Genomic DNA, 24,724 nt, shown 5'->3' on the forward strand with positions numbered 1-24,724 from the left:
CTGCGCCGTCTTCGCGGCCTCTGAGGGCGACTGCGGGAGGAATAATTGATTTTGCCGCATCCGTGACCGCTTGCGCAGCGACGTCGCCGGACGAGGGATCTATGATTGATCGAGGCAGCTCTCTTTGATCCGCGACGGCCTTTTCGAGCGCAAGAGGAATTGCCGCCCCACTTCTGTAATTTCCCAGCCGAGAGCATCGGGAAGACACACTTCGCCGAAAAGATTTTAAGATCCGGCGCGCGGCGGCAGCCGCTTCATGCGTCGGCCCAGTCATGGCGCTGTTCATCAGGATCTCCACGGCCCGTCGGACTTCCGCAACGGAAGCCCGCCTGGCGGGGTCGCCGGCCAGCACTTTCAGGAAACGTCAGCTGGAAGACACGTGCCGTGCCTCCGAGGGCTGTGCGGTTTGCGAGACAGCCTCATGGCAGGAAGAGACGGTCAAACGCCCGGCGCGCCCTGACAAGGCATCGCCGGACAGGTGCGAGAACACGCCTTGCAGAGATCAGTTTCCGGAGGCGAACCGGATCAGCCAACCCGGAGATCCTCAGCTGACATCTTGCCCGAACGCCCGGCCTTGAGCTGATAACTTACCCGGGCCCCCTCTTCGAGGGTGATGCAACCGGCCTTTTCGACGGCACTGATGTGCACAAAGACATCGGGACCTCCGTCCTCAGGCCTGATGAATCCAAAACCCTTGGTCGAATTGAACCACTTCACAATACCCATTGCCACGGCGGCATCTCCTTAGTGAACCCTTGTGATCTAGCGAAGAGTTTCCCGGCAATCAAGATGGGCGGCAAGAGTCGCCCGGCGTCGCTGCGCTGGTCACCTGCTCTTTTTTTGTCGGTGGCTCTGGCTACCGCCGCATTGTGCAAACGACAGAAAGCGCCCTCACGTCGACGACACTTCGCTTCGAGGCTTCAGGATCTGGATGACGTTTTGACCTTCGCTTCACTCGTCGCGCGCTATCTTACAGAAGTATTGCAGAGCCTCGAACACGCCGCGCTCATCCGGAGCCAAGCTAGAGCGGATGGGATTGATCGACGTTGAACAACAGGGCGGCCGTGAACTCCTTCGCGCGGCCTGGAGCAGGATCATCAATCCCTGCCATGCATTGAAGCTACGAGACTCAAGCACGAAGACAGTCGCAGGGCTGCACTTTAGCCGTACGCTTTTGGACGTCAGCCGCACGCCGGGCCATGTCGGACGAACAGGGGTCTGCCGAGACAATCCTCAGGCAAGCGCATCTTGCAACATACCGCCCCCTCCTCATGTTGCGTTTGGGAAGCCAGGAAACTCGCTCGCCACCGGTGGAGGCTGTTCAAACCGGTTAACTTGCGCATCTTACGAGCTTCATCGCGCCCGCCGGCGGCTCGTCAGCTCTCTCGCCTTGGGTTCGATGAATTCAGCTGAGCAACGTGAAGACGTTGAGATAACAATGGTCTCTATTTTATCTGCTTCGATCAGCCGTCCACAGAATTTACTCAGAACACAGCCGCTTCGATGCATAGGTGTATTCAAGGGCCAGTTGACGCGCATATTCCATGAGATTGGCCGCGGCGCTGTGTCCCCCATCGATGTTTTCGTAATAGAAGTAAGGCTGGCCCAGCGCGTCGAGCTTCGCGGCAGCCTTGCGGCCGTGCGCTGGATGCACGCGGTCGTCCTTGGTGGAGGTAAGAATTAAGGGAGCGGGATAGGTCTTGCCCGCCATCAGCTTCTGGTAGGGCGAGTAGCCTTCGATCCAGGCACGCTGCTCGGCAATCGCGGGGTCACCGTACTCGCCGATCCAGGAGGCGCCCGCGCCCAGTTTGGTGTATCGAAGCATGTCAAACAGCGGCACCTGGATGATCGCCGCGTTGAAGAGCTCGGGACGTTGGGTGATTGCGGCGCCAACGAGCAGGCCGCCCTGGCTGCCGCCAATCGCGCCTAGCCGGCGCGGACTTGTGATTTTCCGGCGGATCAGGTCCTCGGCAACGGCAATGAAATCATCCCAGGTCGTCTGCTTCGTTGCCGCCTGGGCCGCTTGATGCCATTGTGGGCCAAACTCGCCGCCCCCGCGCAGGTTCGCAACGACCCAGGCATTGCCCTGTTCGAGCCATAGCCGCCCCACCGGTCCCAGATAAGAGGGCAAAAGCGGAATCTGGAACCCGCCATAGCCATAGAGAAGTGTCGGGATTGTGCCGTCAAACCTTGCGTTCTTCGGCCGCACCAGAAAATAGGGAATTGACGTGCCATCACGCGAAGTGGCTTCGAGCTGCTCCACGACATGGTTGGACGCATCGAAGGCAGAAGGTGTCTTCTTCAATTCCTCGAGGTTTTTGCCTTCGGCATCAAAATACCAGACTGACGTTGGTCTGAGATAGCTCGAGACAGCGAACATGGCCTGGTCCGCTTCATCGGAGACGGTTGACAGGCTGACATTTGTATATTCCGGCAGCGGGATCGGCGTCGCCGACCAAGCTCCCTGATCGTACTTACAAACGAACGCTCTGCTCTGAACGTTCTCGAGGATCGTCATGATCAACAAATTCTTTGTGGCGCCTACCCTGCTCAGGGCCTGGCGGGGCCCTGGTTGGAAAACAAGCGAGGCTTTGGCGCGCCGCGGGTCCTGTTTCCATTCAGCCAGGTCATAAGAAATCAGCGATCCGGCGGCGAAGCTGATATCGCCGGGCGGCGTCCATTCTTCATCAAGCTTCACAAGCAGGCGATCACCCACTATTCCGATCATCGCGGCCTTCTTCGGCAGATTGAGCTTGACGGGCCCATCGGGGCGGAAGACCACATACTCGGACTCGAAAGAGCTGATCCCGCGGGCCGCGCCGGTCGCATGAATATGACCCTCGCTGTCACGAAGCACGAAGGGCTGCGTCCCAACGTCGGTGGGCTCGCCACGAAAGATCTCGCGAGCCTCACTGAGCGGCTGAGCGCGTTTGAGCTCCTTCACGACAAAGGGGTAGCCGGCCTGTGTCAAAGTCCCCTCGCCCCAGTCCCGTGCAACAAGGAGTGTGTCACCATCGACCCAGCTCACGTGCTGCTTGTCCTCTGGGAGATAAAAGCCGTCCGCAACGAAGGTCTTGGCGTCGCAGTCGAACTCTCGTATGGACGCGGCATCCTTGCCGCCATCGGAAAGACTAATCAGGCAGAGACGCCCTTCAGGCGGAAGGCAGCTGCCACCTTGAAAAATCCAATTCCTGTTCTCGGTGACGGCCAAGGCGTCCACGTCGAGGATGGTCTCCCACTGTGGGTCTTGGCTACGATAGCTCTCGAGCGTGGTGCGCCGCCAGACGCCGCGCACCTGGTTCTCGTCTTGCCAGAAATTCTCCAAACCGCGCCGCTCCAATGAAACATATGGGATCCGATCCTTGGCCTGCAGGATGGAGAGCGCCTGTTCGTAGAAGTGCCGATAGCGAGGATCTGACTGTAGCACCCTGAGCGTCTTCTCGTTCTCGGCGCGAGCCCAAGCCAATGCGCCTTGTCCTTCGATGTCCTCGAGCCAGAGGAATGGATCATTCGTCGTTGCCAAGGTCGTTCGCTCCTGTGAAAGCGCCGTGGACGTGGCGCTGGCAGTCGAAGGCAACACCGCGGAGAAGAGTGGTGGTGTATTCATGGACTTTCTCCCGATGAGATCGCCGGGCACGCTCGCACGCCTGGCGCGTCAAGCAGCAGCGGCGGAAAGCACGCAACGTATGACATAGCGCAGCTTGCGCCATGTTGTGGACCACTCACTGCAAACAGCGTGCCGGCTAAAGAGCCGCAAGTTTCAGCTGCTCCGGCTGCAGCACCATGTCCGCTTCCCGACACTGGTTGCCAAGCAGACACCGACAGCGTGGGGAACGACCAAAAGCTCGCTGGTGTCGACGCCACTTGCAGAAACTTTTGAGATGCGGTTCTGCAACGCGAAAGGCCTGTGGTACGAAGCTCGAAAAATTACGCACCGACTTCATCGCCACTAGACGGTGCGGTGAAGTTGTGCCGTATCTCGCACCTCCTGAACCGCCTTTTGCCCACTTGAACGCCGCGCCGCCCATATCAACCATGCACTCATGTGCATCATGCCGTCGGCTGACGGGTAGGATTTGATGCGCGGGTAACGGCATCGGGGGCAAGAGAGAGTGCGAGGCGCCGCAATCCAACGCGACTTGGCGGATATGCGCCGGATTCCATTGACGAATGCGAGATAAGAGCCGCGCACGTCACCTCAAGTTGTACAAAATTACATGATCTTTAAGCGACTCTTTTGGGGCTTCGATATGAAGAGACTTTTGGGACTTTTGCTGCTCGTCCAATCCCTGTTGTTGTCCGCTGAGGCCATGGCCCAAGGGCTTTCTGCTCCCTCATACTGGAAAAATGAACGAGGTTCGGAACTGTATATTTGGTCCGCCAATAGCGGGACAATACAAGGGATTTTCACAAACCATGCTCAAGGATTTGCGTGCCAGGGCATCCCGTATCCTGCATCGGGATCCCTTAGCCCGACCGGCTTGTATTTTGTTGTTACTTTTTCCCAGTGCAATTCCTTTACCCGCTGGGTTGGAAAAATTAAGGGGTCTCAGATCCCAACGTCTTGGACGCTGCTCTACGTTGATAAGAAAGGTAAGCTTAGCAGGCTGAAGGGCGCGGATATATTCACGCGTATATGGTAGTTTTCGATCTTCTCGCAATGCAGCTACTTAGATTTGAAAATCGCTCTCGCGAGGTTTGCATCCCAAATGGCGCGACTTGCTGAGCCGCGCCGGCGCCCGGATTTCGGCCTATTCTCCGGCCTCATAGAACAGCTGGAGCGGCAGGCCGACCAGCGCCTTACCGATCCAGTTCCCGAGCAATAGCTTTCGGCAATTCCGTGGCGACGGTTGCAGACACTTGGCTAATACTTCGATTCGAAGCGCGCTACTCTGCGCTGGCTATCCCAAAGTTCTACAGGGTCGTCTTCGGAGAGATCCTCAGCGCGTGCCTTGGCGCCGTCCTCCGTGGCGCAAATTAGACCTATCGTCAGAAGATTTCGCCCTCGGATGCGAGGACAACCGCTCGAAATGTTTTCATCCGTCGGACTTACCACCTCTTTCCCGCCTTCATCTTCTCTGTTCAGAGCCCGTTGCTTTGCAGCGACAAACGAGGCGCGATCGGGTTGCGGAGACACCACCATCGATGCAGCACGGCAAAGACGGAGCGGTGCGTCAGGCACGGATCTCACGAGACCATCAAGCTGCATTGAGAGCCGTGGTAGTACGTGAACAAGAATACGACATCGCGCACCCGCTATCTCCCAGGCTTTTCTCGAGATCATTTTCATGTCACCTATTCAGGCGATCAAAGATTGGTATGTGTCCCTGGACAAAGAACTTCAATCGGACATCGCGTACATGTTCGTATCTCTGACCCTCGGTGATCGCCAGGTTGTTCCCGCTGCCGCTGTTCGAAGGCTGCTGCAATGGTTTGACGTGCGTAGTGCAGGCACGGAACACGAGGATGCTTTAGCTGCCGTCACGTTTCGGGCCTCATTCGAATACCTGTTTGCCGACCGCTTCACGAGCGCTGGCTGGATTTTTCCGGAGCAGATGTTCAAGGACGTGATCCGCGAGGCTGCTGAAGGTAAAGAGGCAAGCAAGATTGCAACGAGCGCATTCCGGCTACTGCGGGACCTTCCGGACCGGAAAACGAAATGGAAAGAGGCAGGTAACAAGTGGAATGCCCTAGTCAACTCGACACTCAACGATGATGCGCTGAGGCAGTGGACACAAGATCAGTTCCTGGCGAGCGACTTCGGGCTGACGCAAGACTGAAAAAGCTCCTGCCCCATCACCTCCCGCCATCCTCGCGACGCTGCGCGTGCCAGCTCTGTCCGCGCTTTGCGCGAGGCGCCGGCATGACGCTGCTTGCAGGTCGATAACTGCAAGGTGCGGTTGACGCAATTGAGGGGGCTTGTTGACGACCAACGGAGCCGCAATCACTGAAGACAAGACGGCCAATCATTGAAGCTCGCCTGAACGGAAGCACGTAGAGCAATCCGTCCGATGGCTCGGGGGCTCGAGAGACCAGAACAGGCAGTGCCGCAGAGCCAGCCGTCCCATGCATGAAACCAACAACTAACGTCCGCCATCGCAGACCGTGGCTATGATCATGCGGACTCGTGCTATGCCTCGGAGTTTCGCTGGCATGGCCCTGAAGACGGTTAAAGCCATTATGGCGGTAATTATGGAAATGGATACGATCACGCCATGCGCTCTGCTCTTGCGCCGCTGTAAACGTTCGAAGCGGGGCAAATGCCCTACTTTGAGTGCGCCTGTCCCAACCGAGAACAGTTCCTAGTCACACCTCCTGCTGAATTTACGTCGGTCCCGAGACAAGCGGCATGCGCGCGTAACTATCACGGGTCGAGGCGCATACTGCTCGTCGGCGCAACTACCTGCCACCTGACCACCTGTTCGCAAGTGGACCTTCGCTCACCATAAAGCCGATTGAGCAGAAAGACGGCAGGAGACAGCTGCTTTGCGCCGATAATCGCCGTGACTGTAATGCTAAAGTTGGGCCTGCTAATTACACAGGACCAACATGGTCAGAAGCATTCGCAATACTGTCATGGTAGGAACTTTCCTCGCAGTCACAGCCGGCAGCGCTAGCTGGGATTTCCTGAATACTTATTTCGCCTGCATCCTCGCGCTCGCCGCGTCATTCGGTGCTGGCCTTTGGTTCGAGCGCGCCTTTATCAAACGCGCTCATCGCGAGATGACGCGCCTTCACGGCGCGGATTGGCGCGTCGGAGACCGCTAATCTAGCTGGCTCGCGTTTACAAAAGGATCCGCCAACCGCTAAGGCAAACGAATGATAGTCGATCACATCAGCGCGAGCCTAGCCAGGCTCGAGGGGGCCATCCAGAAGTGTTCGATTTGCCCGGTCTGCTGCGGGCCGTCCGCTTGTGATCTTGGCCATCACAGGGACGTGGCGCCCTTCTTTGCGAGGAGTGCGAAAGCTTCGGGATGGTGATCGCCACCAGGCCTGCAGCTCACAGCAGGAGGTGACGAACATCTCGAACGGCGCAATTTAGGGCGAACGATACCACGGAAGACCAACAAAGCCTGGCTGCGAGACATTCCTGGCTTGGAACAGGCGCCAGAATCTCACCTCGAAACGCACGAAATCCGCCTATGGACTTCTTCTATAAGCTAAAAAACGGATCGCCTCTTCATAAGATTCGGGACAACGGTACCGAGTGCTTCAGCATCATGCCGATAGCAGAAGGGGTCGATGCAATCCGCCGATTCCAACGCGTTGCTCACGATGCGATCGCCTACGCCAACGACGAGTACAAGGCAATCCCACACGAAACACACGGTTCGGCGTGAGGATGTTTGATGTCGTGGTAATCCAGAAAGTTTCGCCTTAAGAGCGCTGCCCCCGGTTGGCAAAGCTGGTTCAACAGATAGCTATTTGACTGAAGTATGCTCAGGAACCGATCCCGACCATGGAGCAAAGAAGACGACAAACGCCTTCTCAAGCTCGCTTCGAATCGTGAAACCGCAAAGCGGATTTCCATTCTACTCGAGAGAAGCGAAAATGCCGTCGCCCGACGGCTCAGTATATTGCGAGAGCGGTACGCAAAGTCGAAGGCGATGAGCACGCCGCGGAGTCCTACGCTGAGCAGCGATTGCGGACTAGGTCCGCGTCACTTAGCGCAACGCAAGACAAGACCGTGATTGCGTGTGAAAGGTCCGTCGATGCACCGATGAAGCGAGAGTCGCAGCCGCTGCTCAGGCTTACCATTCAAATTCGCTGCACTATTCCTGACGGTCATGCGAGAAATCGTTTGTTTTCAGCGCGCTCACGACGCGGTTCGCCGTCTCTCGGCAAGAACAAAAGATATCGAATTTGCGCTCTTGATTGGAAAGCGCAGTGCAATATGAAATCGTTCGACGATGTTACCAGACGGAATATCGCGGCGGCGTGCGCGAGCTTCAGGCGCCTGCCGCAGAGTGCAGGACCGAACCGACTCACGCGTACAGCGGTGGCAATCGTGCTGACCGCCTCTGGCGAGGGCCACGACATCGCCTTTCTCCTCACATTGCGCGCGTCAAGATTGCGCTCGCATCGCGGCCAGTGAGCTCTGCCCGGCGGACGCTGCGACGAAGGCAAGACGCCGGTCGAGGCGGCACGGCGAGAACTTGAGGAGGAGCTCGGGTTGGGGCTTGCGGGTGATGCAGTGCTCGGCATGCTCGACGATTATCCGACACGCTCCGGCTATCTGATCACGCCCGTTGTCGTATGGGTTGCTGATAGCGCCGCTATGGCGCCGAACCCGCATGAGGTCGCCTCCGTCCTCCACATTGCGCTTCATACAATCGAACGTGAGGACGCCTTCGACTTCGTCACCATTCCCGAAAGCGAGCGGCGCGTGATCCCCTTTCATCATCGGGGGAGCCTGATCTACGCCCGACAGCGGCCCTAATCTGTCAGTTCCGCGAGATTCTGGCTGGGAGCGCAACCCGCGTTAGCGATTTGGAACAACCGATCGTCGCCTGGGAGTAAAGGCACTTTGCGCTGACACTTGGCATGGCGGCTCTCCGATCGTGCTGCGCACAGTGTGCGCCCTTGAGCTTGCCGCAACCGAGCCGTCGAGAATGTGGCGAACGCCCGGGGCGATGAGGGCGCCGCTCGCAGCGTCGCGCAAGAGTTGACTGATCTCACCTACTCCGTTGCGCCGGCGTTCATCGTGGCTACTCATGGCCCTCGTCTTTCCCGGAGAGCCTCCCGTTCATTTGTTGAAAACATCCCTGAATCTGGGATAGTCTTGGACGAATTCCTGCGCCCGAGGCCATTTCGCGGTTAAATTCACCTCAGGTGGGTTCCGGTTATGCAGTACGATCGGATAGATGCCCGCATCCTCGAGATCGTGCAAAAAGACAACCGTCTCACGTCCGAAGCAGTCGGCGAGCTGGTCGGGCTTTCTGCCACAGCGTGTCAGCGGCGACTAAAGAGGCTCCGTTCTGAACGCATCATCGAGGCCGATATCTCGATAGTTTCGCCGAAGGCGGTAGGCAGACTTATTCAAATGCTTGTGCTTGTAAGTCTGGAGCGGGAACGTGCCGATATAATCGACAAATTCAAGAAGGCCGTTAGATCGTCAGTTGAAGTCGTCAACGGCTTCTACGTCACCGGCGATGCGGACTTTGTCCTTTACGTTACCGCCCGCACCATGGAGGATTATGAGGAGTTCACTCGGAAATTTTTCTATGTGAACCCTGACATAAAAGGCTTCAAGACGATGGTCGTGTTGGATCGTATAAAAGCGGGCTTTGCCGTACCAGTCGAGACTCCTTCGGAGGACTGACTACGGATTAAGGTTTTTCACACCGCGGATCGATGCGTTTACCCTTCTGCGCAAGCGCTTAATGACGCGCAGGCTCATCACTCTGAACACGTCTGAGACACTACCAAGAAGACACTGCCGAAGCGCCGTTTACGGGTACGGAACGACGCGTTGGCTGCATTGTTCCCGTTCCGGTGTCACGACGCCGACATGCGCCGCGCGGTAGAGACGTGCGAGCGCAGCCTGGCTGAACGAATCGTTCTTGTAGTGGATCGGGCTCCACTCGTCTGTGCCATGCTCGGTATTGACCTGGTTGATAGCGGTCTGCACGTCGTCTCTATATTTTTGGTACTCTTCGACGTCGGCGCGTGAGGACGGGTCGATTTGCAACAGCGAGATGCTCTGCGGCTCCTTCGTTAAAAGCTGATTGAACGCTTCGACCCGTTTATCGATGCCTTTCGTGTAGTCGAGCCGGTCTACGCCGATGGCAAACTTGGCGCCTTGGAAGTTTTGCAATAGTGACGAGACTTTTTCTTGCTCTGCGGGAGAGAGGTCTTGCGCAAGATACTCTGCGAACTGCTCGGGATCGATACCGATTGGGAACTTTTGAAGTCGCGTTTGGCCACGTTCTTTGGTCACAATGCCATCCTTGCCCTCCAGCGCGAAATGGGTTCGAAGGCAGGCCAGGAAATTGTTCAGATCCCGGTTCGTCTGAAAGCCGAGGAGATCGTACTTCAGCATCGATTTCATCAGTTCGCGATGGTTGGGTACGCACTCTATCATGTCGGGTGTGGGCCACGGCGTATGGAGGAAAAGCCGGTTGGCCGCTCAATGCCCAGGTCATGCAGATCGGCCCCAAGCGGGAGTAGATGATAATCATGCACCCAGAATGCGTCCCGATCTCGTACGTCGAAAGCCGCGCGCGCGATGAAGTCGTTGATCCTTCGATAGCTGCCATAATCCTCGTCCGAGCCCGACATCCGGTCCGGCAGGGAGTGCAATGCTGGCCACAGCGTTGAATTCGAATAACCCCGAAAGTAGCCAGGATGGTCCGCGACCGGCAGATCGAGCCTGGCGACGTGGCCTGCACCAGTCGGCACCAGTGGCAGGGGCCGATCGATCCCGTCGCCGCGGGTCTCCGAAGAGCCTATCCAAACCGCGCCGGAACGTTCCACCACCGGCTCGAGGGCCGCGGCGAGCCCGCCGGTCTGGGTTTATTGGGGTCGAAGGGTGCAACGCGGTTCGAAATGACGACAAGCTTCAAATCGGATTGCTGGTTGACGGCATCAAGGCGATCCTCCACCTCGTCCGATACACTAGGATCGGAAGGACCTGCACTAGCTTGTTGCTCTTGCGGTCTCTCGTCCAGGTGCTGGTCAAAGGCCGCATGGCCTATGGTTTCATCTTGCTGGGTCGCGCCTGATGTGCTGCTGGAATCCAACGTTGCGGTGTCGAGCGTGTCATGGATTCGAACCATCACGTAACTCCGTTTGACGATGTTTCCGTTCGATGCAGTCGCAGATCAGCCCCGAGATGTCTCCACCACGTCAGGATGGCAGGTCTAGCTTTCGAGAAGCTGACCGGTCGAGCAAAATGGTCGGATTGCTGCATCCATCCAGGACTTCGAGGCGGTCGTGGCGGATGAGGCGACGAGATGTCGGATTAAGGCAAGACCACGTTTGGCTTCATCGACTTGATGAGTGCACGCAGAGCGTTGTCGTCTTAGGCGGCGACGCACAAAAGGCTCGATCGCGTTTCGGCTCCGCTTTGGTTCACATCTTTGTCGAAAACGAAGGCCCGGATCTCATCCGATAGGCCGGCTTTGCGGCTTCGCTCCCTGCCGCGCCGCAGAATGCCGACGGCAAGGCCCCTCATCCCTACTTTGATCAAAACCCATCCAAGTTGGGCCTTTGTCACGGAAGATTTCCTCGTATTTTTCACCCTCGATGGTTTCCTGCGCGGAGTGGTCATCTGGCGGCGAAATTCATCTCAGGCTGGAGGTGGGCTATGCAGTACGACCGGATAGATGCCCGCATTCTTGAGATCGTGCAAAAGAATAACCGTCTGACTTCAGATGTGATTGGCGAGATGGCCGGGCTTTCTCCTACCGCATGCCAACGACGGTTAAAGAGGCTCCGCTCGGAGGGCATCATCCAGGCCGACGTGTCGGTTGTATCGCCGAGGGCGGTCGGACGACCTATTCAAGTGCTTGCACTGGTGACCTTGGAGCGGGAAAGCGCCGATATCATCGATAGGTTTAAAAAAGCCATCAAATCATCAATCGACGTCGTCAACGGCTTTTACGTCACGGGCGATGCCGACTTCGTCCTGTACATTACCGCGCGGTCCGTGGAGGAGTACGAGGAGTTCACGCGGCGCTTCTTCTACGAAACTCGCGACATCAAAGGCTTCAAGAGCATGGTCATATTGGATCGCGTAAAGGTTGGATTTGCTGTTCCGGTTGAGCTTCCCCCAGACGATTGATTGCACCGATACGTGCGATCGTCTCGCGCCCGCAATCGAGGTGTTGACCTGACCGTTCCACTCTCCGGGGGCTTTTTGGGATCGCAATCAGCATAGCAAGAGAAGACGCACATAGAGCCCGGTCATACGGCAATGTCGTGGACGCCATCATCGTATCGCTGGCGACAAGGTGCAAAAGCAAGAATGGGGCGCGTTGAGGCGCGAGCGCCTTTATTCGCTTGGTCGAAATTCGTCGAAGACAGGCCCATCAACGCGGGATTTGGGCGCCGCTGAGTTGCTCGTTGCATCAATCAAGATGAAAAGGGTGCTATAGTCGTAATCACGTTCTCGTTACGGTCAGGCGCAGGCTAGCAAAAGCCTCCTGCCAGGGGAGGGACCATGACCGACCGCGTGCCCGCCGTCCTCGAAGTGTTTGACTGCTCTCAAGATCGTGCTCTCAAGCAGCTGCCCGGCACACGACAGGAGCATCAGCGTTCTTTTCCGGTGCGTCCCGCGAAGCGGCCGTTTGTGAAGAACGTAATCTTGGCGCGTCTTCCTATCCAACAGCTTGTGGCAATAGGGGAGTGCCTCGAGCCGGTCGTCTTGAAAGAACGGATGGTTCTGCAAGAGCCAAAAAGGCCGGTCGAGCACGTCTATTTTGTAGAGAGCGGCCTCGTCTCGCTCAGAGTTGTTGCCGCGGGCAGTATGCTCGAAACGGCAGTCATAGGCTATCGGGGCGTGGTCGGCACTTCTTTCTTGTGGGGAGGACATCTTTCAACCCATCAATCTGTCGTCGTCTTCCCTGGAAGCGCGCACAGAATTCGCGTCGAGGATCTTCGTCGGATCATGAAGGTGCATCCCGAGATCAGAGACCATCTGTTTGAGTACGTGCAAGCGCTGACATTTCAGTGCGTCCAGACAGGATTGTGCGGGGTTCGGCACCATCGTGAGCAGCGCCTTGCGAGCTGGATTTGTCTTGCTAGTGAAGCTGTTGACGCCCGCGTGCTGCCAGTCACCCACGATTACCTTTCCTCAGTGCTGGGACTGCGCCGCGCCGGGGTGACCGAAACCTTGATCCGCTTCGAGGAGCAAGGGCTGATTCGCAAGATGCGCGGGGTCTTGCAGATCGACAACTCCAAATCGCTCGAAGAAAAGGCATGCTGTTGCTACAAGCTCGTCTCAGCTGCCTATGCCTCCTCATCAGTCCGCACTCTCGGCGAAGAACAGGCGAGCTAGCGACTGGCGTTCTGCGTCCTCTCGGTTCTTGTGACGCGAAGTTGAGGCAATTCCCCCTGGGAAAGGCCACACCGTCACGAATCAATCGTTCCCCTTGCGCCGTGTAGCTGGCGGTGGGTAACCGATCGCCGGCGATACCCGGGTTGGTCAGCTTGCGATTGTCGCAACGCGGACGGGTCATCGGTCAGCCACGCGATGCGGTCGGGCGATTAAGGGGCACGCTGGACAACCGGTCCCGCGTTCCGCTCGAGCAGGATCGCTGGATGGGCGCAAGAAGTCGGAAAGGTACTGAGCGCGACATCCACATTTCGTCAACTCGGTATGCTGGAAAGCCGGGGAACCGCCGGCGGATTTAAACAACGACTTGTCCTTGTAGCGGGCCTAGTATCCGGAATCAGAGCTGAGTGATACGGCGATCTTTGAAGTGGCGTTGACGGACTTTTTTCTTGGTCCAGACGAAGGGCTCGGCTTTGTAGTTGTACGCGTTGCCGTAGGCATCGATGTGTTCCTGAATCTGCTTGAGGCTTGTAAAGGAGGTGGCGCTAAGTGACTGCCCCTGCAAGATCGAAAACCATACCTCAACCTGATTCAGCCAGGACGCGCTTGTCGGCGTGAAATGAAATTGCACGTTGGGGTGGGCCTTCAGCCAGTCCTCGTTCTTCTTGTGGGTGTTGAGGTTGTCGAGGATGACGTGTAGCTGGCGGTTCGGAAAGGCGGCGGTGAGGCTGTTCATGAAGTCGAGAAACTCGACGCGGCGACGGCGTTTTGAATGCGTTGCGATGATCTTTCCGGTGGCGACTTCGAGCGCCGCAAACAATGTTGTGGTGCCATGCCGCTTGTAATCGTGGCTCTGACCGGTCAAGGCGCGGCCATTGGGCAGCTTCAGATAACCCTGCGCTCGCTCCAAGGCCTGGATCGAGGGCTTCTCGTCCACGCATAGCACAACGGCCTTCGCAGGTGGGGCGACGTAAAGGCCAACAACATCGGCACCTTTGGCCGTAAAGTTCGGGTCGTTGCTCTCACACCAGGACTTGCGAGCCGCGAGGTCAATCTTGTGGCTGCGCAGGAACCGCCAGACATATTGGACGTCAACATCGCCTAGCGCCTTGGCCAGCAGAGGGCCGGTCCAGCGCGCAAACCCTTGCGGGGGCGGCTTATCCAGCAGCTTCAGAATCCGCTTGTCGGTCGTCTTCGTATAGAGCGGCTGCTTGCCAGGCCGCGGCTTGTCTTGCAGCCCTTCAAGGCCTTGGTCGGGATAGCGATGCCGCCAAAGGCTGACAATCCGCGGTTGGACCCCAACTTCCTTGGCAATCGACCGGGTGCTACGCCCGTCCGCCGCCAAAAGAACTATCCGCGCCCGCTTCAAATCGCGCTGCAACGTCACCGGTGAGCGACAACACGCCTCGAGCACCTTGCGATCTATCTTCGAAAGGCGGACTTCTCTTGCTTCGGGTATCATCCCGACACCTTGAATCACGACTCACGTTCTAAGAAAAGTGGGTACTAGCCTACGCCAGAGCGAACCAATCCTTCTGTGTACCAGATCCACAAATAGCCAATTTGCGTCGCAGGAGCATCTGTCCTGCCCTTCAGACTTCCCATGCAATCTCGTCGATTTCAGCAGCGATCTCCTCGGCGCTACGCAGTTCGCGCCTTCGCAGCGACTTCAGAACGCGCCGCCCGAGCGCGACGAGGTCGAAGTTCGGCTCGACTTACCTTCTTCAAAGCGGTCACACCACAGGAGCTGGCCGCGCCAGATTATAAAATGACTACCGCATCCTCCGTCTCGCCAAAACGACGGATAGAGCGTTGGCTTGTTGGTCCGCATATCCAGTCTCCAAGACTTCCTACAAATGGATCGAGATTCACAACGAGCGTTTCACCGCATCCGTCCGGACAGCGCATCAGGACCGAGCGCAGCGCGCCTCGCTGGATGACCACCACATCGCCCGGAGCGGCAAGCATCTTTTCTCCCTCATCGCGGTATTCCGCAAAGCCGAGCAGGTTCACCCTCCTCGCCACATGTCTTCCTCACCGCCAGCTCGCCCGCCAATTGGGCCGCAACGGCGTATCCTTTTGTACGGCTAAAGCGGTCGGCAGCAGGACCGTCATCCCATTGACAGCACCTGAGGAGTCGAACGCCGACCGCAGCCTGATATTCAGTGGAACACGATTGTACTGCGATTCCCATCCGCCTCAGCTGTCGGACCACGCTGGACATCCAGCAGAACTTGCTGGTCGGATCACAGGGCCCGGGGGGATGCAAGAACGATGTCGGAGCGCACAGACGATCAATCTCAGCCGCCCAAATGGCATCTTTATGCCCAAGGCTTGCACTCCGGTGGCATTTGAAAGGCAAGCCAGGTCTCCAACGAACGCCATCTCATCCGCAGCGATGCGTTCCATCGTTCCATTGATGTCACCGACCAATTCTCGCAATTGATCACAACGTTGACACTGGGCTCCGACCGGCCGTCAAGCTTTCAAGAGCGTTATGCGTCGATGATCTCACCTTGCCTAGTGGTTCGCGGCGCCCGCATTGAGGATCGGCGACCAAATAAAAGCACGACAGCGCCTGTATTATGGCTATACAGCTGCGGTCGCGTAATTCGCTTCGCATTCCGCCGGAGCACCCCATAGTCGCCCCTTATATTTCGCTAGATCTGCATCAGCGGCAACGGAATGGCGGCCGTTACTCAATAAGACGCAGACGCCGCGCCTTGACGACGCATTGGATACGGGTGGTCGTTTCCAGCTTTCGCATTGCATTTTTGACATGAAAGTTGACGGTGTTCTCGCTCACTTTCAGGATGACTCCGATGGCCCAGGATGACTTCCCCTCCTCGACCCATCGTAAGCACTGTCTTTCGCGCGCCGACAAAACAATCTCTTGCACATCCGCCATGAGTTTCTCCTGGAGCAGAGAGGACGTGGAATGAGATCAGCAAACGCCATACCAATCAGTGCATCGCAAACTCTCGCGGCAGGACAAGATCTTGGGAGATTTCCGGTTCACTTCAGCGGAGACTGCCACCCAAGTGCAGCCCTATCGACGGGATTGCGACATATGTCGAAAACGCAACAGCAGTGACTACGGCAACCGTAGCAGTCGATATTTTCTCAACATCTGTGTGAGCTGGATATCACCTTTTCGCCAAGCGTCCTCCCGCAAGGAGTGAATGCTCTGTGAAGGGGCCGTAACACCCGGCTTGCGAGCCGAGATCCTTCATTTGCACCAAAGCTTTCCTTTCAAGCGGGTCGGCTCGGATCCACCCATCACAACAGCCCGGCGTTCGGCGTCCATCCTAAGGCGATCATGCAAGCTTTTACGTCCCAATCACCTACCAACGCTGGTCATTGATCGGCATCACAGCAAAAAGGTATGAGCAGTGCGGTTTGCGCCAATCGAAGGCCGGCCTCCCAGGACTTCTGTATGAAACCACAATCCGCTCGGCCCAACTCAGGTCATCAATGCACTCGGCCGTCGCCTGTCGAAATGCTTCGTGCCCAGGTCTGCTCGAATGGCGAGCTCTCGTTTCTGATGGAGGCGCATGACGGCCTATCCGCCACAATCGCCCAGTGCTCAGGATTCAAGGGGCTCTGGGCGTCCGGTCTGTCGATTGCCTGTTCTCTAGGTTATCGCGACGCGAACGAAGCATCGTGGAGCCAGCTTGTCGACGCCGTTGAGCGGATCGTTGATTCGAGCCAACTTCCTGTCCTGGTTGACGGCGACGGAGGCTTCGGGAATTTCAACAATGCTCGCCTGCTGGCGCGCAAGCTCCTCCAGCGCGGCGCTGCCGGCGTCGCACTGGAGGACAGCTGTTTTCCGAAGATGAACTCGTTTGTTGGGGATCGGCACCCCCTCGCCGATATTGACGAATTCTCGGGCCGCCTCCGGGCAGTGAAGGATACGGTCGCAGACGACTTGGTTCTGGTGGCAAGGATCGAGGCGTTGATCGCTGGGTATGAGATGGACGAAGCACTTTTGCGCGCTCACGCCTACGCCGACGCGGGAGCCGACGCGATCCTCATTCATTCGCGAAGGAGCACTGCGGACGAAATCCTTTCGTTCGCGCGCGCTTGGCAGAACAGATTGCCCGTCGTGATCGTTCCGACGAAATACTACCGAACGCCGATCTCTGTATACCGTAAAGCCCGCATCGCCACGGTGATCTGGGCCAACCACTCCATGCGAGCGGCAATAGCGGCAATGCGGCAAGTCTGCCGTCGCATCATCGCTGAGGAAAGCACCGCGAGCGTTGAGCCGAATATCGCTACTCTCGACGAAGTCTTCGAACTTTTGAAGTACGACGAACTCGCCCGTGCGGAAGCGTTATATCTGCGGCCCGAGGCTGAATTGCGCAAATAGGGTTTCGTCGACACAGGAGCATATTCGTTGCCGAAGACTCACCGTCCTGGACTTCCTGCTAGCTGGCCAGGTGCGACTTCAATCTCAAATGGCTTTCGTTGCACCGAGATGTCCTTAGATGGCCGTAGCACGCCTCACTCGGCCGAAATTCGCATTTTTCCATCTGGGCAGCAGCTCGAGGTACCGGATCCATGGCCTCCCTCCTCTTTGGAAAAGGACCGACGAGGACCATTTGTCTGCCTTCACCCTTGGAGTTGATTTTCAAGGCTCCGGCAGGCTTGATTTCGCTTCAGCAAGCATACGTTGCGGCCGAAGACACTCGTCGGTGTTTCACCTTAGCGGAGCGACGAAAAGGAACTAAATGGTGACCGATGCTCCCAAGAACGCCGTCATTCTCGCCGCTGGCTGCGGCTCTCGCCTGCGTCCTCTGACAGATCTGAGGCCGAAGCCGCTCATCGAGGTCAATGGCACTTCGATTCTTCACAACGCTCTGCGCAACCTGGAAATTGTCGGCGTGGAAGAGGTGACGATCGTCGTGGGTTACCGCAAAGACGCCATTCAGTATGCCTGCGGCAGCCGCTTTGGCGCGCTCAGAATCAAATATGTCGAGTCGACTGTTTTTGACCGCACCGGAAGCGCCTATTCTTTGTGGCTGGCGCGCGACGCTCTTCTCTCCGGAGACTGCTTTCTTCTCGAGGGCGACGTCTTTTTCGAAGAGGATGTGTTGCGCTACTTGATAAGTTGCCCGGGGACCGACGTGGCTGCAGTCGTCCCCTTCGACGTTTCAATGGAAGGGTCAGCCGTTCTGTTGTCGCAGAACGGCCTCATCTCAGGCTTTCGATTGAAGCAAACCGCGTCAAATCTTGTTGCGGATGGCCCAAAGCTATTCAAGACGATGAACCTACTACGTCTTTCGGCGCCGACACTCAAGGCAACGATCGTTCCGGCGCTGGACGATATCATCGCCGCCGGAGCTAGGCAGACCTACACCGAAGAACTTTTCGGTTATCTGATACAAAAACGAGGTCTACAGCTCGCAGCGGCGCGATGCGATGGCCTCAGATGGTACGAAATTGATAGTGCTGAGGATCTGCAAATTGCGGAGCGCATTTTCAGGGACCGAATGAACGTCTACGCCCAGACGCAATTTAATGAACGTCAACGCGTCGAGACGCAATTTGCAGACTAGGTGAGAGTCCAATGCTAAAATACCTTTGGGATCCAGCGAACGCCACAACAATCACAGGCCTTCTCTTTTCCTCCACCAGCCTATTCCTTGTTCTCTCCGAGCTCCTCGAGCTATCTGTGGTCGACCACCTCGACGGGTTTGTGGCAGGTCGTACGAAGAGTCGCGATCCAGATGTCGCAGAGATGGGAGCGAGCCTCGACGGGTTTGCGGATATCGTCTATGGAGCCGTTCTGCCTGCGGTAATTGTGGTACGTCAGGCCAAGCATCACATCTCGCCCTTGCGACCGCAACCACGCTACTGGTGGCTCTGCAATAAGGCTTAGCTACTTTGCGAACTTTGGCAGGTCAATCACATCGCGGTTTTGGACGCGTGGTCGGCGACCACCAGCGCGGATCGGCTATGTACAGCAGTGTGGCTGATCTTCATGCCCACCTAATCTGGTATTGACACAAGAGCGCGTCCGCGCAGGCGGACCGCAAGTCCGCCACGCCCGAGTAATACGACTAAGACGCGAAAACTGCCTCAACGGGTCAGATGCCCATCCTCATAAAGCCACGCACACTGAGTCTGCTGTCCAAGTGCGAGCGTCGTCCTCCCGGGGCAAGCCTCATCATTTCCGCCTTCGCGATGTTCGACCTCGCCCACCCGGGCGCGGACCGTCTGGAAGGCGAGCAAGACCTTTGGGTCATGGCCGCAAAAGAGCTTCCGTCCGGGACCCCTCTCGACATAGGAATGCCTAAGCCGGAAGCGGAAGTGCTCATCGGTGGACATGCCGCGGCGCCTCAGGGGCGGCCGACAGAGCGCTTGATGTTGGGCTGGACGATCGGACCGATGCAGAAGCACCTTTTGGTGACGGGCGATCGCTATTGGCAGATGACAGCCGCCGGCTGGCGACCGACAGCCGTTCAACCTTTCCGGCAAATGCCGCTAACGCGGCAACGCGCGTTCGGCGGCCCCGGCTACGCAGCGAACCCAGTCGGCGCCGGCCACGAGGCTCTTCGCCGCAGCATGGCTGGCGAGCTGGTGGCCCTACCCAATGTGGAGAGTCCTGAGCATGCGATTCAGTTCATCGACGCAAGCGCACCGCCCGCAAGTTTCGGACCAATGGCGCTGGATGACAGGAAGCGCCTGCAATACGCGGGAACCTATGACGCTGCGTGGCAGCAATCGTTCGCCCCCGCTTTGGCGAGCGACGCCGATCCGCGGCTTTTCATGTTTGCGCCGCTGGACCAGCGCATGGCAGGCTTTATCTCTGGCGGAGAACCCTACGCGCTACAGAACTTCTCCGAGGAACATCCATTGATCGAAGGCTGCCTGCCGGCCTTACGCGTGCGCTGCTTTATCGGCTGGCGTGATCTGTCGCGTGGGGTCACAGAACTGCCGACGCGAATCGATACGCTGTGGCTATTTGCCGGCGCCCGCCGCGGCGTTATGATCTATCGTACCGCGATCGCCGTGCAGGAATTAGATGGCAGCGACGTCGGCGACATTATGGTCGCCTACGAGCGACAGAGCGAGCTTGCGCGTCCATTGGATCATTACCTTAACGTCCGGCAGCTGCGACTCGACCGAGCGACGGCCGCACGCTATGCCTTTTCCGAACATCAACTCGCCCCAGAACTTTCGGCCGCTGAACGCGAGCACCGCGCAGCGCGGCGGCGCGAATTGGCCGACGAGCGCGCAGGGCGGCAGCTCGCCTCCATGCGCTGGACGATCGATCAAGAACTTGCGCGCATTGACCTTCCGCCTTTGCAGCGTCCCACGATCGAGATACCGCCGATTGAACCGTCGACCATTCCGGAACTGTTGCCGGAGGAGCTCGAGAGTGGAGAGATCGATTTGGCCGAGATACTCGATGCTTTAGAGACAGTACAGGCCAAGGCTGAATCCGACGTCGAAAGGCTCTCTGCTCAATATGGGCCCTTGCGCGCAGCCTATGAGAAGATTGCCAGCGGAAACGCAGAATCAAGCGATATCGACGCCGTGCTTGCCGCGATCGACAGCATGGACGCCGCGCAATCGATCGACGCAATGTTTGAGCAAGCTCCGCCATTCTCTGAGCTGTTGCCGGATGCTGGTTCGCCTCTCCTGGGCCATTTCGAAGACAAGCTCGCGCAGGCGAAAAACTGGCGGGCCGAACTCCTTGGCAAGGCAACGCAACCGCTGGACGAGCAAATGCAATTCGAACTTGCACATGCTCGTTTTTTTGACCTGCCGGCTGGACGACCGCTGGAGCCGATACGTAACGCCATATCGGACGACGCCTTTTCACTTCCGGACATTCCGATGCCTGTACTGCCGGAAGCAGCGCAGTGCGTCGCGCCAGAGGCGCCGAGCCTGACCATTGACGAGATACTGGCGCAGATCGACAGCCCCGTCACACCGCCTGACGTCACAGAACGCGCGCGCACGGTCCTCGCCGAAGCTGAGGCGGCGCTCAGAAGGACCCTCCCCTCGCTTACCACCGACGACTGCCCGCCGTTCGAAGCCTTGAGCGCCCCCCATCATCCTGTAATCGCATGTGGGCCCGAAGCGGTGATGGCCACGGCCAAAAAGGAATCTCAGGACGCATTCACGGTCCTGCAGACCGAGATCGACAAAGCGGAAGGCCAGTTGGCAGCCGGCATAGCCGCGGCGAGGCTCGCATCACCCAAGCCGCTCAGGCCTGAAACGATGCTGGCGCCCGCCGTCGCGCGCGCATTGGGGGATGTGGTGGAAGAGGAATTCCGGCGCGGCGGCACGGTTGCCGGTCACGATCTGGCCGGCGCCGACCTCTCCGGGCGGCCATTCGCGAACGCGGACTTCTCCGGCGCCTTTCTTGAACGCGCGAAGCTGAACGGGACCAATTTCGCTGGCGCTAAACTAAGGAAAGCCGCACTGTCCGGCGCGGAGCTCGTCAACGCGGATCTAAGCGCGACCGACCTCACCGAAGCCAACTTTGGTGAAGCCGACTGCCGCGGAACGCGCTTCGCCGGCAGCCTGCTTGTGCGCAACAATCTTCTCGGCGCGCGCATGGCGGGCGCATCCTTCGACCAGGCGCGTCTCATCGAGCTGCAGATTTTGCAGGTGCCGATGATCGGGGCAACCTTCCGCTCTGCACAGCTGCATCAATGCTGCTTTATCCAAGCCACCCTCGATAATAGTGTTTGGGAGAACGCCAGCCTCCAGCGGGGGCAGTTCATGGATCTATCGCTGTCCGGCGCGGACTTTGCCGGCGCGCGACTGGAACAAACCTCCTTTCTTAGGGTCGCAGCGCCGCAACTCGACTTCAGCAGCTCGCAATTCGACCAAGTCAGCTTCATCGGCGACATTGATCTGCGCGACGCCCGCTTCGGCCGCAGCAGCGCCGAGGCGCTCTCCTTTCAGGCTGCCGATCTCAGGGGCGCCGATTTCTCCATGGCTCGGCTCAACGGCGTCTATTTCGGCAAGTCGGATCTTTCGCACGCGACCTTTCGAATGACATCGCTGAAAGGTGCGGTAATCACTGGCAACGATCTGCGCGGAACCGATTTTTATGCCGCCAATCTGCTGGAGGCCCATCTCAATCACACCGACCTGAACGGCGCCAGTCTGCGCCATGCAAATCTCTATGGTGCTGACCTGATGGATGCTTCCTTGGTCGCCGCCGATTTGAGTAACGCCAACATTGACCGCACCGTCCTGATGGTCACGCGCCATGTCAATTGATCTGCTACTGCAGTCGATCGCCCATAGTTTCCCGGTACGTGAAGCCAACCTCGATGGCGGGAAGTTATCTGGACTGAGCCTAAACGATGGCGTTGTGCTGAGCTCTTCCTTTCGCAACAGCAGCTTCGCGCGGGGCTCCTTGAGTGGCATGATGTTTCAGGACTGCGACTTCAGCGGCGCTTCCTTCGCAGACGCTTGCTTTGAAGAATGCACCTTCGTCAGTTGCCGCGCTGACTCCTCCGACTCGCGACGAGCACGCTTCGCCCAGTCGACGTTCACGTCATCGGATTTCGGCCATAGCAACTTCAGCGAGGCGCGCTTCACCCAAACGACAGCGATGCGCTGCATCTTGACCCACACCATCCTGCGCGGCGCCACCATATCTCAAAGCGCCATTATGGATTGCGAGCTTTCCAATATCGTGTTCGATGGCGCCACGCTTACGAATGCCGCCATTACACAGGCCGATCTGCGCAGTGCGCGGTTCGCTGGAATGCGTTGCGACACGATCCTTTTCTCCGAATGCGATCTGTCGGACCGGGACCTCAGGGGCCTGATGCTTGCCCGAGCGAACCTGAGCGGTGCCAAGCTGGATCGCACAAACCTGTCCGGCGTCGACCTCTCTAGCTCGATTCTGGCGGGCGCGAGTCTCATCGGCGCCGACCTCTCGAGCGCGGTCGCACCGAACACACTATTTGTCGGGGCTGACCTGAGATCGGCAACACTGCGCAATGCCAATTTGAGTCAATGCGTCTTCGCAGACGCGCGCCTCGACGGCTGCGATCTCTCGGGCACAACAATGGGGATGGCCGTTTTCACGCGTGCATCTGCCAAGTCCGCCTCGTTTGCCGGGGCCGACATGTCCTATGCACTAATGCACCATGCCAAGGTCAATGGCAGCGACTTTTCCGGCTCGCGCTTTCTGCGCACTGACTTTCATTGCGCGTCGACCGAAGGCAGCCTGTTCGTGGCACAGGATGGTCGCGCCCTGCAAACCGTGCCTGAACGCGCTGTCGCCGAACTCTATGATGCAAGCCGCGTCATCCCCTTCAACGGAGCGAGCTAGACGATGCCCTTCATCAATGCAAATGGCCCAATGCCGGCGGCGGATCACGGCTTTCCCGACGTTTGCAACACGCCAACCGGTCCGGCCCTCGTGCCCGTTCCCTACCCAAACACCACCATGAACATGACGGCCATTCCCACACAGTCTCGCTGTTTTATCATGTGTATGCCTGCACACAACATGACGACCGAGCGCGCGATATCGATGGGTGACAACGCGGGTGTGGCCCTCGGCGTCGTGTCTGGCCTTGTCATGGGTCCCGGCCGCGCCAAGGCCGGATCGGACAATTTATCGATCGGCGGGTCGCCGGCAACCAAGATGGGGATGCCGACCAAGCAGAACGGTGCCAGCCCGAATGTGCTCGGAGTTTCGATATCGCCCTCGCAAACCCGCTTGATGGCGCTGCGCTAAGATGCCGATAGACTGATACGATTGAGGAGCCCACTGTGCCAGATGCCTACACGCGACTAGTCGTTCCAGAAACACTGGTCTCTCCGCTGACGAAGTCAACCTATTTGCGCCTCGGCTCTTATTCGAGCGAAGAGGCAAACATTGTCACTGGACTCACCGCGGTCATTAACGAAGACCCTGCTGTCACCAGTAAGCGTGAAACCGACAATGCCGGTATACTTGCCTTCACCAATAAGGACTTCCAGGCCAATGTCGAAGGTGTTGCGCTGATGAAAATCGGTCGCGGTCAGACGACGGAAGTGACGAACGGCAACTCCCAACATATGGTCCCGAAAGGCACTTGTGATATCTCCGCCGAAAATGGCCTATCACTCACTGCTGGCGCTAACGGGACGTTCGCCGATATCACCCTGACGGCTTCGAACCGCTTCAAGATAATCAATAAAGGCTCCAAGTCGGAAACCAACGGCGGCGACTCGGAAAGGCAGACGATGGGTAACACCACCGAGTTCTTCCAAGGGACTAAATACACCTGCATGAGAGGCGCAGCCACCACGCTGACTATGGCCCGTAACCTGTGCATGCACTTCGGAGAATCCTTGACGTTCAAGGTATCCCGCGAATGTTCAATCAATTTCAGTGATATGAACTCTGTAACGATCGGCAACAAGCTCGATATCGTCAAAGGAAACGGCATCAAGCAAGTGAACGGCAATTCGGCGAAGTCTGTCTTAGGACGCAACTACAAATCGGCTGATAGTGACACCAAGATTCTCAGGAGAAGCGATTTCAAGCTCGCGCCCGTTGACGACTTGAAGTCGGTCGGCCGCGACAGCAAGCTCTGCAAGACCAGCGTGTCCGTATCACAAGAAGAATTGAGAAGCGGAAAGGTGAACACCGAAAGGCACGAGCTTGTGAGCCGAGTAGCGGACATCATGTCCAGCACCGGCAATGAGGAAGTCATACAAAAGAAGTCAGTAATCTTCGTATAGCTGGCCGGA

The 24,724-nt window shown here is 57.7% G+C and carries 21 protein-coding genes and 1 pseudogene; 13 read left to right on the plus strand and 9 right to left on the minus strand.

Going from position 1 to position 24,724, the window contains the following annotated elements; translation table 11 throughout:
• Positions 1-525 precede the first annotated feature (525 nt).
• Together ACVWW6_RS44360 and ACVWW6_RS44365 are read right to left on the minus strand one after the other, a co-directional pair.
• Complete coding sequence (locus ACVWW6_RS44360) at positions 526-732, minus strand: cold-shock protein (RefSeq protein WP_161533394.1); 207 nt, start codon at positions 730-732, stop codon at positions 526-528.
• A gap of 748 nt (positions 733-1,480) precedes the next feature.
• A complete protein-coding gene (locus tag ACVWW6_RS44365; RefSeq protein WP_456683000.1) occupies positions 1,481-3,607 on the minus strand; it encodes a prolyl oligopeptidase family serine peptidase in 2,127 nt (708 codons plus the stop codon).
• A gap of 703 nt (positions 3,608-4,310) precedes the next feature.
• On the opposite strand from ACVWW6_RS44365, the gene ACVWW6_RS44370 reads away from it, so the two are divergent.
• The 5 genes and pseudogenes from ACVWW6_RS44370 (at position 4,311) to ACVWW6_RS44390 (ending at position 9,322) form a co-directional block, all read left to right on the plus strand.
• Positions 4,311-4,643, plus strand: a complete 333-nt coding sequence (locus ACVWW6_RS44370; protein WP_245570262.1) for an avidin/streptavidin family protein — start codon at positions 4,311-4,313, stop codon at positions 4,641-4,643.
• A 645-nt stretch (positions 4,644-5,288) separates the two neighbouring features.
• The gene (locus ACVWW6_RS44375) at positions 5,289-5,780 is read left to right on the plus strand and encodes a hypothetical protein (protein WP_456683001.1); all 492 of its coding nucleotides are present in this window, start codon (positions 5,289-5,291) and stop codon (positions 5,778-5,780) included.
• A 1,362-nt stretch (positions 5,781-7,142) separates the two neighbouring features.
• Positions 7,143-7,340 carry a hypothetical protein gene (locus ACVWW6_RS44380; protein ID WP_271553179.1) on the plus strand — a complete coding sequence of 66 codons (198 nt, stop codon included), beginning with the start codon at positions 7,143-7,145 and terminating at the stop codon, positions 7,338-7,340.
• Positions 7,341-7,894: 554 nt separating this feature from the next.
• Positions 7,895-8,520, plus strand: a pseudogene (locus ACVWW6_RS44385) (NUDIX hydrolase).
• A 325-nt stretch (positions 8,521-8,845) separates the two neighbouring features.
• Positions 8,846-9,322 carry an Lrp/AsnC family transcriptional regulator gene (locus ACVWW6_RS44390; RefSeq protein WP_456683002.1) on the plus strand — a complete coding sequence of 159 codons (477 nt, stop codon included), beginning with the start codon at positions 8,846-8,848 and terminating at the stop codon, positions 9,320-9,322.
• Positions 9,323-9,451: 129 nt separating this feature from the next.
• Here ACVWW6_RS44390 and ACVWW6_RS44395 read toward each other — a convergent pair whose 3' ends face one another.
• From ACVWW6_RS44395 to ACVWW6_RS44405, 3 genes are read right to left on the minus strand one after another with little or no spacing between them, the layout of a single operon-like run.
• A complete protein-coding gene (locus tag ACVWW6_RS44395) occupies positions 9,452-10,084 on the minus strand; it encodes a trehalose-6-phosphate synthase (RefSeq protein WP_456683003.1) in 633 nt (210 codons plus the stop codon).
• Positions 10,081-10,476 carry a trehalose-6-phosphate synthase gene (locus tag ACVWW6_RS44400; RefSeq protein WP_456683004.1) on the minus strand — a complete coding sequence of 132 codons (396 nt, stop codon included), beginning with the start codon at positions 10,474-10,476 and terminating at the stop codon, positions 10,081-10,083. The genes ACVWW6_RS44395 and ACVWW6_RS44400 overlap by 4 nt, the downstream gene beginning before the upstream one ends.
• On the minus strand, positions 10,449-10,778 hold the full coding sequence (locus tag ACVWW6_RS44405; RefSeq protein ID WP_456683005.1) for a hypothetical protein: 330 nt from the start codon (positions 10,776-10,778) through the stop codon (positions 10,449-10,451). The genes ACVWW6_RS44400 and ACVWW6_RS44405 overlap by 28 nt, the downstream gene beginning before the upstream one ends.
• 530 nt (positions 10,779-11,308) lie before the next feature.
• Between ACVWW6_RS44405 and ACVWW6_RS44410 the strand changes: the two genes are divergently transcribed.
• Together ACVWW6_RS44410 and ACVWW6_RS44415 are read left to right on the plus strand one after the other, a co-directional pair.
• On the plus strand, positions 11,309-11,785 hold the full coding sequence (locus tag ACVWW6_RS44410) for an Lrp/AsnC family transcriptional regulator (protein WP_271566998.1): 477 nt from the start codon (positions 11,309-11,311) through the stop codon (positions 11,783-11,785).
• Between the two features lie 378 nt (positions 11,786-12,163).
• Positions 12,164-13,000: a Crp/Fnr family transcriptional regulator gene (locus tag ACVWW6_RS44415; protein WP_456683006.1), complete on the plus strand. Its 837-nt coding sequence runs from the start codon at positions 12,164-12,166 to the stop codon at positions 12,998-13,000.
• A 394-nt stretch (positions 13,001-13,394) separates the two neighbouring features.
• Here the strand turns inward: ACVWW6_RS44415 and ACVWW6_RS44420 are convergent, their stop codons facing one another.
• The 4 genes from ACVWW6_RS44420 to ACVWW6_RS44435 all read right to left on the minus strand — a co-directional run bounded on the left by ACVWW6_RS44420 (position 13,395) and on the right by ACVWW6_RS44435 (position 15,905).
• Complete coding sequence (locus ACVWW6_RS44420) at positions 13,395-14,459, minus strand: IS630 family transposase (protein ID WP_456683250.1); 1,065 nt, start codon at positions 14,457-14,459, stop codon at positions 13,395-13,397.
• A gap of 207 nt (positions 14,460-14,666) precedes the next feature.
• Positions 14,667-14,828: a DUF6527 family protein gene (locus ACVWW6_RS44425; RefSeq protein WP_442869546.1), complete on the minus strand. Its 162-nt coding sequence runs from the start codon at positions 14,826-14,828 to the stop codon at positions 14,667-14,669.
• Entirely contained in the window at positions 14,759-15,010 is a 252-nt protein-coding gene (locus ACVWW6_RS44430) for a hypothetical protein (RefSeq protein WP_456683263.1), read from the minus strand. Before ACVWW6_RS44430 ends, ACVWW6_RS44425 begins: the two co-directional genes overlap by 70 nt.
• A 682-nt stretch (positions 15,011-15,692) precedes the next feature.
• Positions 15,693-15,905 (minus strand): response regulator transcription factor, encoded by a 213-nt coding sequence (locus tag ACVWW6_RS44435; protein WP_057030437.1) that lies wholly within the window; start codon positions 15,903-15,905, stop codon positions 15,693-15,695.
• 591 nt (positions 15,906-16,496) lie between these two features.
• On the opposite strand from ACVWW6_RS44435, the gene aepX reads away from it, so the two are divergent.
• The 6 genes from aepX (at position 16,497) to ACVWW6_RS44465 (ending at position 24,715) form a co-directional block, all read left to right on the plus strand.
• Entirely contained in the window at positions 16,497-17,369 is an 873-nt protein-coding gene (gene aepX / locus ACVWW6_RS44440; RefSeq protein WP_097669395.1) for a phosphoenolpyruvate mutase, read from the plus strand.
• A gap of 361 nt (positions 17,370-17,730) precedes the next feature.
• Entirely contained in the window at positions 17,731-18,558 is an 828-nt protein-coding gene (locus tag ACVWW6_RS44445) for a phosphocholine cytidylyltransferase family protein (RefSeq protein WP_456683007.1), read from the plus strand.
• Between the two features lie 535 nt (positions 18,559-19,093).
• Positions 19,094-22,246 carry a DUF2169 family type VI secretion system accessory protein gene (locus ACVWW6_RS44450; protein WP_456683008.1) on the plus strand — a complete coding sequence of 1,051 codons (3,153 nt, stop codon included), beginning with the start codon at positions 19,094-19,096 and terminating at the stop codon, positions 22,244-22,246.
• The gene (locus tag ACVWW6_RS44455) at positions 22,236-23,312 is read left to right on the plus strand and encodes a pentapeptide repeat-containing protein (RefSeq protein ID WP_456683009.1); all 1,077 of its coding nucleotides are present in this window, start codon (positions 22,236-22,238) and stop codon (positions 23,310-23,312) included. Before ACVWW6_RS44450 ends, ACVWW6_RS44455 begins: the two co-directional genes overlap by 11 nt.
• A 3-nt stretch (positions 23,313-23,315) precedes the next feature.
• Positions 23,316-23,723 carry a DUF4150 domain-containing protein gene (locus ACVWW6_RS44460; protein WP_097669399.1) on the plus strand — a complete coding sequence of 136 codons (408 nt, stop codon included), beginning with the start codon at positions 23,316-23,318 and terminating at the stop codon, positions 23,721-23,723.
• A 35-nt stretch (positions 23,724-23,758) separates the two neighbouring features.
• The gene (locus ACVWW6_RS44465; RefSeq protein WP_456683010.1) at positions 23,759-24,715 is read left to right on the plus strand and encodes a hypothetical protein; all 957 of its coding nucleotides are present in this window, start codon (positions 23,759-23,761) and stop codon (positions 24,713-24,715) included.
• Positions 24,716-24,724: the final 9 nt, after the last annotated feature.

The organism is Bradyrhizobium sp. USDA 3311 (assembly GCF_054062495.1).